General features: G+C 67.7%; 11 protein-coding genes. All 11 read right to left on the bottom strand.

Features of this window, described 5'->3' with window-relative positions:
• Positions 1 to 23: 23 nt before the first annotated feature.
• A complete protein-coding gene (locus AACH32_RS05305) occupies positions 24 to 554 on the bottom strand; it encodes a histidine kinase dimerization/phospho-acceptor domain-containing protein (protein WP_338605737.1) in 531 nt (176 codons plus the stop codon).
• Positions 555 to 663: 109 nt separating this feature from the next.
• Positions 664 to 1,434 carry an MBL fold metallo-hydrolase gene (locus tag AACH32_RS05300; protein WP_338605736.1) on the bottom strand — a complete coding sequence of 257 codons (771 nt, stop codon included), beginning with the start codon at positions 1,432 to 1,434 and terminating at the stop codon, positions 664 to 666.
• Positions 1,435 to 1,438: 4 nt separating this feature from the next.
• Entirely contained in the window at positions 1,439 to 1,888 is a 450-nt protein-coding gene (gene dut / locus AACH32_RS05295; RefSeq protein WP_338605735.1) for a dUTP diphosphatase, read from the bottom strand.
• On the bottom strand, positions 1,885 to 3,138 hold the full coding sequence (locus AACH32_RS05290) for a M16 family metallopeptidase (RefSeq protein ID WP_338605734.1): 1,254 nt from the start codon (positions 3,136 to 3,138) through the stop codon (positions 1,885 to 1,887). The genes dut and AACH32_RS05290 overlap by 4 nt, the downstream gene beginning before the upstream one ends.
• Positions 3,139 to 3,144: 6 nt before the next feature.
• Positions 3,145 to 5,313 (bottom strand): polyribonucleotide nucleotidyltransferase, encoded by a 2,169-nt coding sequence (gene pnp / locus AACH32_RS05285; RefSeq protein ID WP_338605733.1) that lies wholly within the window; start codon positions 5,311 to 5,313, stop codon positions 3,145 to 3,147.
• A gap of 33 nt (positions 5,314 to 5,346) precedes the next feature.
• Positions 5,347 to 5,616: a 30S ribosomal protein S15 gene (rpsO, locus tag AACH32_RS05280; protein WP_338605732.1), complete on the bottom strand. Its 270-nt coding sequence runs from the start codon at positions 5,614 to 5,616 to the stop codon at positions 5,347 to 5,349.
• A gap of 84 nt (positions 5,617 to 5,700) precedes the next feature.
• Entirely contained in the window at positions 5,701 to 6,705 is a 1,005-nt protein-coding gene (gene truB / locus AACH32_RS05275) for a tRNA pseudouridine(55) synthase TruB (RefSeq protein WP_338605731.1), read from the bottom strand.
• Complete coding sequence (locus AACH32_RS05270) at positions 6,702 to 7,664, bottom strand: DHH family phosphoesterase (RefSeq protein ID WP_338605730.1); 963 nt, start codon at positions 7,662 to 7,664, stop codon at positions 6,702 to 6,704. The genes truB and AACH32_RS05270 overlap by 4 nt, the downstream gene beginning before the upstream one ends.
• Positions 7,664 to 8,056 carry a 30S ribosome-binding factor RbfA gene (rbfA, locus tag AACH32_RS05265; RefSeq protein WP_338605729.1) on the bottom strand — a complete coding sequence of 131 codons (393 nt, stop codon included), beginning with the start codon at positions 8,054 to 8,056 and terminating at the stop codon, positions 7,664 to 7,666. Before rbfA ends, AACH32_RS05270 begins: the two co-directional genes overlap by 1 nt.
• Entirely contained in the window at positions 8,020 to 8,352 is a 333-nt protein-coding gene (locus tag AACH32_RS05260; RefSeq protein WP_338605728.1) for a DUF503 domain-containing protein, read from the bottom strand. Before AACH32_RS05260 ends, rbfA begins: the two co-directional genes overlap by 37 nt.
• Complete coding sequence (gene infB / locus AACH32_RS05255; protein WP_338605727.1) at positions 8,353 to 11,226, bottom strand: translation initiation factor IF-2; 2,874 nt, start codon at positions 11,224 to 11,226, stop codon at positions 8,353 to 8,355.
• Between the last annotated feature and the right edge of the window lie 34 nt (positions 11,227 to 11,260).

Genomic DNA, 11,260 nt, shown 5'->3' with positions numbered 1-11,260 from the left:
TCTCCCGCGGGAGGGCCCCTTTGCTATTGCTTAGGCGGCGTTGCGGCGGCCGGTTGGCCCGACCCGCTGTCCAGGTCCAGGATCTTTTGCCCCTCGCAGTAATCCTTTGTCCGGTAATCGGTGATATGGGTCAACTTTATGATCAGCTCGGAGATTCGTACGGCGCTGTTGAGAATATCGCTCAGGTATTTGTGCATTGGGCTGTTTTCGGAGGCATCCTCCAGCGCCAACTCGCTGGCGCTCACGATGACCTGCAAGGGCTGATTGAATTCATGGCTCACGGCCCCGGCGGTCTCCAAAATTACCTTTATCCGTTCCATCTCCAAGCGTCTGGCTTGCTCCCGAGAGACCTCTATCCAGCGCCGCCCGGCAAAGGCGGCGAAGGCGATGGACAAAATGGCGAAAAGCACCACCACCTCATCCAGATCGTAACGCTCATAGTGGTGCACCACGCTCACCAACCACTCGAAGGCATCCAAGTGCGATAGCAGCAGGAAGGTAATGGCCGCTATCAATACGACCACCACCAGGTCCAACATGGCGCTGGAACCCACGGTAGAATCTTTGCGATGAGGGGCAGTCATCAATTCACCTGTCGGTATGGGATTGTGGGATGGAAATCCCGCGGGAGCGGTATCTCACCAATTATACAGCTATAGTATTTTATACCTCAAAAACCTCGCTATACCGCTCCTGCGCCGCCACCCACAGTCCGGCGCGGGAGCCGCGACCATCCAGGCAATCCTGGGCGGCGCGGCGGGCCAGCTCGGGGCGGTTGTTCTGCTCGGAAAGATGGGCCAGCACCACCTGCTTGAGCCCCGGGTGGATCAGCTCGGCCAACAGCTCGGCCCCCTGGTCGTTGGACAGGTGGCCCTGGGCCGAACGCACCCTCTGCTTGAGCCAGGGCGGGTAGGAGCCTTCGGCCAGCAGGCGCGCGTCGTGGTTGTGCTCCAAGACCAAACCGGCGCAACCGGCCAGGCGCCGGCGCACCAGGCCGGTGGGCGCGCCCAGGTCGGTGGCCACCCCCAGGCTCACCCCGCCCGCCGTGAGCACCAGGCCCACCGGATCGGCGGCGTCGTGGGGCACGGAAAAGGGATGCACCTGAATGCCCGCCATCTCCAGGCCCCGGCCGGCGCACATGGGCTGGTAACGCACCGCGTCGGTGTCTTTGGCCGCGGCCCAGGTGGCCTCGGTGGCCAGGGCGGGGATGCGCAGGCGCTTAGCGAGCACCCGCACCCCGCGCGTGTGGTCGGTGTGTTCGTGGGTGATGAGGATGGCCTTGACGGCGTGGGGGGAAAGGCCCCGGGCCTCGATGCGGCGGATGGTTTCGCGGGCCGAGAGGCCGCAATCGATGAGCACCGCCTGTTCTCCGGCGGCAACGTAGATGCAGTTGCCCTTGGAGCCGCTGGCCAGGGTGCAGAAGCTCAGGGACACCGGTTTATTTGCCGGTGGAGCCGAAGCCGCCTTGGCCCCTGTCGCTGGCGGGCAGCTCGGCGGCCTCCATCAGCTCGGCCTGGACGACCGGCGCGATGATGAGCTGAGCCACCCGGTCTCCCCGGCAGATCTCCACCGGTTCGGGTCCCAGGTTGACCAGCCCCACCTTGACCTCGCCCCGGTAGTCGGCGTCGATGGTGCCCGGCGCGTTGACCACGGTGAGGCCTTTTTTGATGGCCAGGCCGGAGCGGGGGCGCACCTGGCCCTCGTAGCCGGCGGGGATGGCGATCGACAGGCCGGTGGGCACCAAGACGATGCCCCCCGGCTGAACGGTAATGCTTTCGCTGAGGGCGGCGGGCAGGTCCATCCCGGCGGCTTGGGCGCTCTCGTAGGACGGAAGCTTGAGCCCCTGGCCGTGGGCCAGGCGCTGGACCAAGACCCGGGGGCGGCTCATGCCCCCACCTCCCGGGACAGGCCGGCGGCGTCGGCCGGGCCCAACACGGTCACGCCCAGCTTGGCCGGGTCCAGGCACTCGGCGGCCACCCGCAGGATGTCGGCCACCTGGACCGCCTCGATCTTGGCCACCACCTCTTCCAGGGGAACGTCGCGGCCGAAGTTGAACTCGTTGCGGGCCAGGCGGAACATGCGGCTGTCGGGGTTTTCGGCCCCCAGCAGGATGGAGCCCTTGGTGTGCTCCTTGGCGTGCTCCAACTCCTCTTCGCTCACCGGCTCCACGGCCAGGCGCTCCAACTCGCCGCGCGCCACCTTGAGGGCCTCGGGGGAGCGGCCGGGGGCCACGCCCATGTAGACCCCCAGGACGCCGGAGTCGCTGTAGGAGCTTAGGTAGCTGTACACCGCGTAGGCCAGGCCGCGCTTTTCGCGCACCTCCTGGAACAGGCGCGAGCTCATGTTGCCGCCCAGGATCACGTTGAGCAGGGCGGCGGTGAAACGGTCGGGATCGGTGGCCGCGGGCGCGGGAGCCCCCATGGCCACGTGCACCTGCTCGCACTGGCGCGGCACCACCACCAGGCCCGGCTTGGCGGCCGGGACTTGGCGGGTGTGGCGGGCGGGCAACATGGGCAGCTCTGCCAGGGCCGCGCCCAACAGGTCCACGATGCGCTGGTGCTCCAGGCGCCCCACCGCGGCCACCACCAGGCGGTCCGGGGCGTAGCTCCCGGCCAGGTAGTCCACCAGATCCTGGCGGCCCACCGCGCCCACGCTTTCGCTGCTACCCAGCACCGGGCGGCCCATGGGATGTCCGGGCCAGAAGTTCTGGCCGAACAGCACATGCACCAGCTCGTCGGGGGTGTCTTCCACCGCGCAGATTTCCTGCAGGATGACCTGGCGCTCGCGCTCCACCTCTATGGCGTCATAGGCGGGGTGCAGGAAGATGTCGGTGAGCAGATCGGAGATGGTCTCCAGGTGCTCGGCCAGGGTGCGGGCGTGGAAGCAGGTGGATTCCTTGGAGGTGAAGGCATTGGCCAGACCGCCCAGGCGGTCGAGTTCACGGGCAATGGCCAGGGCATCGCGCCGGGCGGTGCCCTTGAAGGCCATGTGCTCGATGAAGTGGCTGATGCCGCTTTGGGCCGGCTCCTCGTCGCGGGAGCCGACCTCCATCCATAAGCCCGCGGTCACCGAGTATGCGTGAGGCAAATCCTCGGTGACCAGACGGACTCCGTTATCAAGGGTGGTTTTGTTAATCACGTCGTATTAGTCGCGCCGGGGACGGTCTCCGCCGCGCCGGGGGGGACGGTCGTCGCGGGGCGGACGATCGTCGTCCTGAGGGGCTCCCTCGGGCACGGGCAGCAGGGCCTTGCGGCTCAGGCGCACCTTGCCGCGGTCGTCCACGCCCAGCACCTTGACCTTGACCTTGTCGCCTTCCTTGAGCACGTCGGTGACCGCGCGCACCCGGTGGTGATCCAGCTCGCTGATGTGCACCAGGCCGTCGCGGCCGGGCAGGATCTCCACGAAAGCGCCGAAGTCCATGATCTTGACCACGGTGCCTTCGTAGACCGCGCCTTCCTCCACGTCCTGGGTCAGCTCCTTGATCATGGCCAGGGCCTTGTCGCCGGCCTCGCCGTCAACGGCGGCCACGTGCACCGTGCCGTCGTCTTCCACGTCGATCTTGGCGCCGGTCTCCATCTGCATGCCGCGGATGATCTTGCCGCCGGGGCCGATGATGTCCTTGATGCGCTCCACCGGGATCTTGATGGTGGTGATGCGCGGAGCCCAGTTGCTGATGGCGCCGCGGGGCTGGGTGATGGCCTCGGCCATCTTGGACAGGATGTGCAGGCGGCCGTCCTTGGCCTGGGCCAGGGCCTGGGCCATGACTTCCTTGTTGATGCCCGATATCTTGATGTCCATCTGCACGGCGGCAATGCCCTCGGCGGAGCCGGTGACCTTGAAGTCCATGTCGCCCAGGTGGTCCTCGTCGCCCACGATGTCGGTGAGCACCGCGGTCTTGTCGCCTTCCTTGATCAGGCCCATGGCCACGCCGGCCACCGCCCTGGACAAGGGCACCCCGGCGTCCATCATGGACAGGGAGCCGCCGCACACGCTGGCCATGGACGACGAGCCGTTGGACTCGGTGATGTCGCTGACCACGCGGATGGTGTAGGGGAAGGACTCCTTGGCGGGCAGCACCTTTTGCAAGCTGCGCCGCGCCAGGGCGCCGTGGCCGATCTCGCGGCGGCCGGGGCCGCGCAACATCTTGGCCTCGCCCACGCAGAAGGGCGGGAAGTTGTAGTGCAACAGGAAGTCGCGGAAGCTGTCTTCCTTGGTAACCGACTCGATGCGCTGCTCGTCGCCGCTGGTGCCCAGGGTGGTGGTCACGATGGCCTGGGTCTCGCCCCTGGTGAACAGGGCCGAGCCGTGGGTGCGCGGCAGGATGCCCACCTCGCAGGAGATGGGGCGCACGGTGACGAAGTCGCGGCCGTCCACCCGGCGGCCCTGCTCCAGGATCATGGAGCGCATGCCCTCGGAGACGAGGTCCTCGACGATGTCCTTGACCTTGCCTTCGCGGCCGGCGGCCTCTTCGCCCATGGCGGCGACCACCTCTTTTTTCACGGCGCGCTTGATGCCGTAGCGCTCCAGCTTGGGCGCGGTGGCCAGCACCTTCTTGACGCCCTCGGCGGCCAGCTTGCTGACCTTGGCCTTGAGCTCGGTGTCTTCCACCGGCTTGTTGTACTCGCGCTTGGGCTTGCCCACCGCGGCGGCCAGCTCCTCCTGGATGTCCAACAGGGGCTGCAGGGAGGCGTGGCCGAACCAGATGCCTTCCAGCACCACGTCCTCGGGCACCAGCTCGGCGCCGCCTTCCACCATGACCACCGCGTCGCGGCTACCCGCCACGATGAGGTCCAGGTCGGATTCGGCCCGCTGGGCGGCGGTGGGGTTGACCACGAACTCGCCGTTCACGCGGCCCACCCGCACCCCGGCGATGGGCCCGTCAAAGGGCACGTCGCTGATGCACAGGGCGGCGCTGGCACCGGTGAGGGCCAACACGTCCGGCTCGTTCACCCGGTCGGCCGAGTAGACGTTGGCGATTATCTGGGTCTCGTAGCTCCAGCCCTTATGCATGCGGGGACGCACCGGCCGGTCGATAAGACGGCTGGTGAGGGTCTCCTTCTCGCTGGGGCGGCCCATTTCGCGCCGGAAAAAGTTGCCCGGGATGCGGCCCGCGGCATAGGACAGCTCCTGGTAGTCCACGGTGAGGGGTAAAAAGTCGATGCCCTCGCGCATGTTGCTGTCTCCGGTGGCGGTCACCAGGACCACGGTCTCGCCGTAGGTCACCATGACCGCGCCGCCGGCCTGCTTGGCGATCTTGCCGGTCTCAATGGACAGGTCCAGACCGTTGATCGTCGTCGATACCTTTTTTATCATCTCTCTCTTCCCACTTCCTACACGGAGCCCGGCTTACTTACGGATGCCCAGCTCCTTGATAACCGCGCGGTAACGCTCGATGTCCTTACGCTTAAGGTAATTGAGCATGCGGCGGCGTTGGCCTACCAGCTTCAGCAGGCCGCGTCTGCTATGATGGTCCTTCTTGTGGACCTTGAAATGCTCGGTCAGGTACTTGATGCGCTCGCTCAGAAGGGCGATCTGCACTTCCGGCGAGCCGGTGTCGCCCGGTTTACGCTGAAACTTTTCTACAATCGCGCCTTTGTCATCCGGGGTTAAAACCACTTTACCTATCCTCCTTGTGATATGGGCCTGTCTGCGGCCCCTCGTCTGCGGCCCAGTTGGGCGGGACCGTCCCGCTCCCCCGAGCTATTCGGCACCCAAGGCCGACGCAGATGTTTGATCCTCGAGCCCTCCCTGGTCTTGGGCGGGAAAGACTCGCACACTTTCATAGTCGCGTCCGGGGCGGCGCTCGTCCGGCTCCAGCCAGCGCAACACCGCCACCAACTCGCCCTCCGGGGTAAGCACCCGGAAGGCTCCCGTGGCCGGGCCGGAGCCGGGCTCCAGCAAGGCCTCGCGGGGCAAGATCATTCCCTGGCGCACCTGCCAGGCGGTGTCTTCGTCCACCTCCACCGCCGGCAACCCGGCCCGCTCCAGGGCCTGGCTGAGGTCGATGAGCCGCTCGGCCATTTGCTTGCCGCTCAGCTCCAGGGCCTCCTCCAGCTCCAGGGCCTCGTCCAGGCCGAAGGGCGCTGAGGCCAGGCGGGTCAGCTCCTTGAGGTGGCCCACCGTGCCCAGTTCCCTGGCCAAGTCCTCGGCCAGCGAGCGCACGTAGGTGCCCTTGGAGCAGGTCAGCTCAAAGGCTATCTCGCCCGGCTCCACGGCCCGCAGCCTGGCCTGCTCCACCCGTATGGGGCGAGCCTCTTTTTCCACGGCCACCCCCTGGCGCGCATAGGCGTACAGGGGTTTGCCCTGGTGCTTGGCCGCCGAATAGGCGGGAGGCGCCTGCATGCGCTCCCCTTCCAGGGAGGCCAGGGCCGCCGCCGCTTGCTCGGGGCCGATCTCGGGCACCGGCGCGGTTTCGATCACCTCGCCGGTGGGGTCTCCGGTGTCGGTGGCCGTGCCCAGGCTCACCGTCCCGGCGTAAACTTTGTCACCCGCGCTCAAAAGGTTGGACATGCGGGTGGCCCGGTTGAAAGCCAGGACCAACACCCCGGTGGCAAACGGGTCCAGGGTGCCGGTATGGCCCAGCTTGGCCGGGCGGAAGCGGCGGCGCAGGCGCTCCACCACGTCGTGGCTGGTGGGGCCGGCCGGTTTGTTCACCACCAGCACGCCGTCCTCCAGGAAGCTCGGCTTGGGCCGGCGGCGGCTCATGACAGCTCCTCCAGCCCCAGGCGCAGGCGGGTGGCGATGTCCCGGCGCACCCCGGCCAAATTGCCCTCCAGGGTCACTCCGGCGGCGTTCTTGTGCCCTCCGCCGCCCAGCTCGATGGCCACCCGGCTCACGTCCACCTTGCCCCGCGAGCGCATGGAAACCTTGACCGCGCCCTTGGGGGTCTGGCGGAACAGGGCCGAGACCTCCACGCCGGGGATCAGCCGAAGCGTCTCCACCGCCTGTTCCAAATCGGCCGGTCCCGCGCCCACCTTTTCCAGGTCGTCCAGGGTGATCTGGCTCAAGGCCAGACGCCCCTCCTGGCTGAGCTCCAGGTTGTCCATGATGCGCCCCAGCAAGCTCAGGCGCTTGGGACGCGTGGCATAAACCTCCTGGCTGATGGGCCACACCTGGGCTCCGGCCTGGGCCAGATCCGCCGCCACCCGAAACACCCGGGGGGTGGTGTTGGCGTAGCGGAAGGAGCCGGTGTCGGTCTGCACCCCCGTGAACAGGCAGGTTGCCGCCTCGGGGGTGATGTCCCAGCCCTCGGCCTGGGCCAAGAGGGTAACCATCTCGCTGGTGGCGGCAAAGCCCGGGTCCACCCAGGCCGCCTGCCCGAAATCCACCGCCCCCTGATGGTGGTCGATGATGGCCACCTGGGGCAGCTTGGCCAAAAAGGCCTCGCTCACCGGCCCGGTGCGCTGGGGCTGGTGGCAGTCGAGCATCACCGCCAAGTCCTGGTCCCCTATCTGGGGCAACACGTCGCTCACCTGGTCCATGCCCGGCAGAAACAGGTATTCCTCGGGTATGGGCCCGGCGCTGAACACCCGCGCCTGCTTGCCTTGGGCCTTGAGCAGGTGCATGAGCCCCAGCGAGGAGCCCAGGGCGTCGCCGTCGGGCAAAACGTGGGAAACCAGCCACACCCGCTCGGCCTGGGCGATGATGGTCGCCACCTGTTTCACTAGGTCGCCTCCTCGGGCTCGTCCTCGTCCCGGGCCTGGGCGTTGGCTTCGTCCTGGGCCCGGGCTTGGCGTATCACCTGGTCCAGATGGGCCCCCTTGATGAGCGAGTCGTCGTACACCGGCACCAGGCGGGGCATGGTCTTGAGCCGCAGGGTGGCGGCCAGCTCCCGGCGCAAAAACCCGGCGGCCGCGTTGAGCCCGGCCAGGGCCTCGCCGCTCTTGGCGGGGTCCAACACGCTGAAAAAGACCTTGGCCTGGCTCAGGTCCGGGGCCACGTCCACCGCGGTCAGGTTCACCGCCGCCACCCGGGGGTCCTTCACCCGGCGGGCCATCAGGGCGCCCAGCTCGGCCAGGATCAGATTGCCCAGTCGTTTTGTGCGGCGGGTGCCCACGTCATCTCCTTGAGGTTGATAAGCTCCCGGCGCACGTCGGTGACTTCGGCCAAGGCCATGCGTTCCACGAAGCGGCGTATGGAGTCGAGCTGGTTGTCCACGTGGGCGCTCTCGTTGCCGCACACCGTGAAACCCAGTTCGATGCGCTGCCACAGATCCTGGGCCCCGACCTCGGCGGCGGCCGCGTTGAAGCGGGCGCGCACCCTATCGGTTAGGCTGCGCACCACCTTGCGCTTGGCCTTGAGGCTGCCGCCCTGGCCCAGGTGCAGGGTTATGGTCATGGCGCCCACGACCACCTACAGCTCCGCGGCCACCTCGTGGATCACGTAGAACTCGATCTCGTCGCCCACCTTGATGTCGTTGTAGTTCTCCAGGCCCACGCCGCACTCGAAGCCCTGGGCCACTTCCTTGACGTCGTCCTTGAAGCGTCTCAGCGAGGACACCTTGGTGTTGGCGATGACCACGCCTTCGCGCAGCAGGCGCACATGCGCCCCGCGCTCCACGTGGCCCTCGGTGACGTAGCTGCCGGCCACGGTGCCCACCTTGGGCACGCCGAAGGTGTCGCGCACCTCCACCCGGCCGATAACCTCCTCCTTGAACTCGGGGGCCAGCATGCCGGTGAGGGCGGCGGTCACCTCGTCCAGGACCTGGTAGATCACCTCGTAGGTGCGGATGTCCACCCGCTCGGCCTCGGCGGTCTCGCTCACCTTGCCCATGGGGCGCACGTTGAAGCCGATGACGATGGCGTCGCTGGTGCTGGCCAGCATCACGTCCGACTCGTTGATGGCACCGGTGGCCGCGTGAATCACGTTGACCTTGACCTGGTCGTTGCCCAGCTTGCCCAGGGCCTCCACCAGGGCCTCCACCGAACCTTGCACGTCGGCCTTGACCACCAGCTTGAGCTCCTGCACCTCGCCCTCGGCCATCTTCTCGAAGAAGCCCTCGAGGGAGGTCTTGGTCTTGGCCGACAGCTCGGCTTCGCGCTTCTTCATGGCCCGGTGATCGGCGATTTGCCGCGCCACCTTCTCGCTATCGACCACGGAGAACTCGTCTCCCGCCTCGGGCACGCCGCCGAAGCCCTGCACCTCCACCGGGATGGAGGGGCCGGCCAAATCCACCGGCTTGCCGCGGTCGTCGAGCATGGAGCGAACCTTGCCCGCGAAGGTGCCGCAGACGAAGCTGTCGCCCGCCTTGAGAGTGCCCTCCTGCACCAGCACGGTGCCCACCGGGCCGCGCCCCTTGTCCAGGCGCGCCTCCAGCACGTGGCCGCGAGCCGGCTTGTTGGGGTTGGCGGTCAGCTCCAACACCTCGGACTGCAACTGGAGCATCTCCAGCAGCTCTTCGACGCCCTGGCCGGTCTTGGCCGAGACCTCCACGGTGATGGTGTCGCCACCCCAGCTCTCGGAAACCAGGCCGCGCTCGGAAAGCTCCCGGCGCACCCGCTCGGGGTCGGCTCCGGGCTTGTCGATCTTGTTGATGGCCACCACGATGGGCACCCCGGCCGCCTTGCTGTGGCTGATGGCCTCCTTGGTCTGCTCCATGATGCCGTCGTCGGCCGCCACCACCAGAACCACCACGTCGGTGACCTGGGAGCCGCGGGCCCGCATCTGGGTGAAGGCCTCGTGGCCCGGGGTGTCCAGGAACACCACCTGGCCGCCATTGGGCAGGTGCACGTCGTAGGCGCCGATGTGCTGGGTGATGCCGCCGGCCTCGCCGCTTACCACGTCGGCGTGACGGATGCTGTCGAGTAGCGAGGTCTTGCCGTGGTCCACGTGGCCCATGATAGTCACCACCGGGGGACGGGTCTCCATCTCTTCGGGGCTGTCCTCATGAGCGGCCAGCAGCCCTTCTTCCTCGAAGCCCACCCGTTCGATCTCGAAACCGAACTCGGAGGCCACGATACCGGCGTCGTCGGTGTCCAGGGACTGGTTGAGGGTCACCATCATGCCCATCTTCATCATGCGTCCCACCACCTCGGCGGCCTTGACGCCCATGCGCTTGGCCAGATCGCCCACGGTGATGGCTTCGGTGACCTTGACGCGGCGCTTGATGGCCTTGGGCGTGGTCAGCTCGGTCTTGAGCGATTTCTTGACCGTGCCGCCACCCCGGCGGCGTCCCCGGGAGGGGCGCCCGCCGTAGAGGGCGTCGCGGTCCAGAATCTCCTTGCGCTTGCTGCCCGCCTTGCGCATCAGCACGTCGTCGCTGGGAACCTGGGTGCCCTTCTTGCCCTTCTTGCGGCGGCGGCTGGGGCGCCCGTCGGACTTGTCCGGCGGGGGCACTTCGCCCACGGGCGGCGCGCTGGGGGGTACGGGGCGTGGCCCCCTGCGGGCCGCCGGAGGGGCGGGCCGGCTGTCTTCGCGCCAACGATCCCCCATGGGGGGCACCGGCGTGGTGGGCTTGCTGATGATACGGGCCGGGGCGTCCTCCACGGCGCGCTTGGGGCGGACCGGTTTGGCCTTTTGAGGCTTGGGACGCTCCGGCGTCTCCTTGGGCTCCGCCGCCGCCTTCTGGGGCTTGGGCTCGGGCTCGGGTTCCGGCTCGGGCACGGGTTTGGCTTCCGCCACTGACGTGGGCTCCTTTTGGGGCGCGGGGGCAGGCTCCGGCTCCGGCGTGGGTTTAGGTTCCGGCTTGGGCGCGGGCGCGGGCTCCGGTTCTGGTTCCGGCTCGGGCTCCGGTTTTGGCTCAGGCTCAGGCTCCGGCTCGGGCTCCGGTTCGGGTTCTATCCGAGCCTCGGCCTTGGGCCCGGGAGCGGGCTCCGGCTCCGCGGGAGCGGCGGCCTCGGCCGTGGGCGCGGGTTCGGACTCGGCGGACACCTGGACTTCGGCGGCGGGCTCCGGCTGGGCCGGGGCTTCGTCGGTGGGGAGAGTCTCGGGCTCTTCGAGCTCGGCCGTCTCCTCCGGGGAAAGCTCCTCCGCCTCCGGGGCGGCGGCTTCCTCGGCGGTATCCACCTTTTTGCGGCGGCGGCGGATAACCTGGGTGGTGACCCGTTTTTCCTCCACCACTTCGTTGCGCTCGGCCTTCAACTTGTCGCGCACCATCTGGGCGTCCTCCGGCGAGAGGGCGCTCATGTGGTTGCGCACGTCCAGGCCCATTTCGATAAGCTGTCGAATCAAATCGCGGTTATCGATCTTGAGCTCTTTGGCCAGCTCGTATACCCGCATTTTGGCCATCAATTATCTCCTCGGTCTCTCCTGGGCGGAGCCG

This window comes from Desulfoferula mesophila (assembly GCF_037076455.1).
Taxonomy (GTDB): domain Bacteria; phylum Desulfobacterota; class Desulfarculia; order Desulfarculales; family Desulfarculaceae; genus Desulfoferula; species Desulfoferula mesophila.
The sequence above is the reverse complement of the archived record's forward strand: the minus strand, read 5'-3'. Positions and strand labels throughout refer to the sequence as shown.

Coding starts and splice junctions, on each gene's coding strand:
- dut (WP_338605735.1), bottom strand. CDS start 1,888: ATGAGCCGCCCCCGGGTCTTGGTCCAGCGCCTGGCCCACGGCCAGGGG.
- pnp (WP_338605733.1), bottom strand. CDS start 5,313: ATGATAAAAAAGGTATCGACGACGATCAACGGTCTGGACCTGTCCATT.
- truB (WP_338605731.1), bottom strand. CDS start 6,705: ATGAGCCGCCGCCGGCCCAAGCCGAGCTTCCTGGAGGACGGCGTGCTG.
- infB (WP_338605727.1), bottom strand. CDS start 11,226: ATGGCCAAAATGCGGGTATACGAGCTGGCCAAAGAGCTCAAGATCGAT.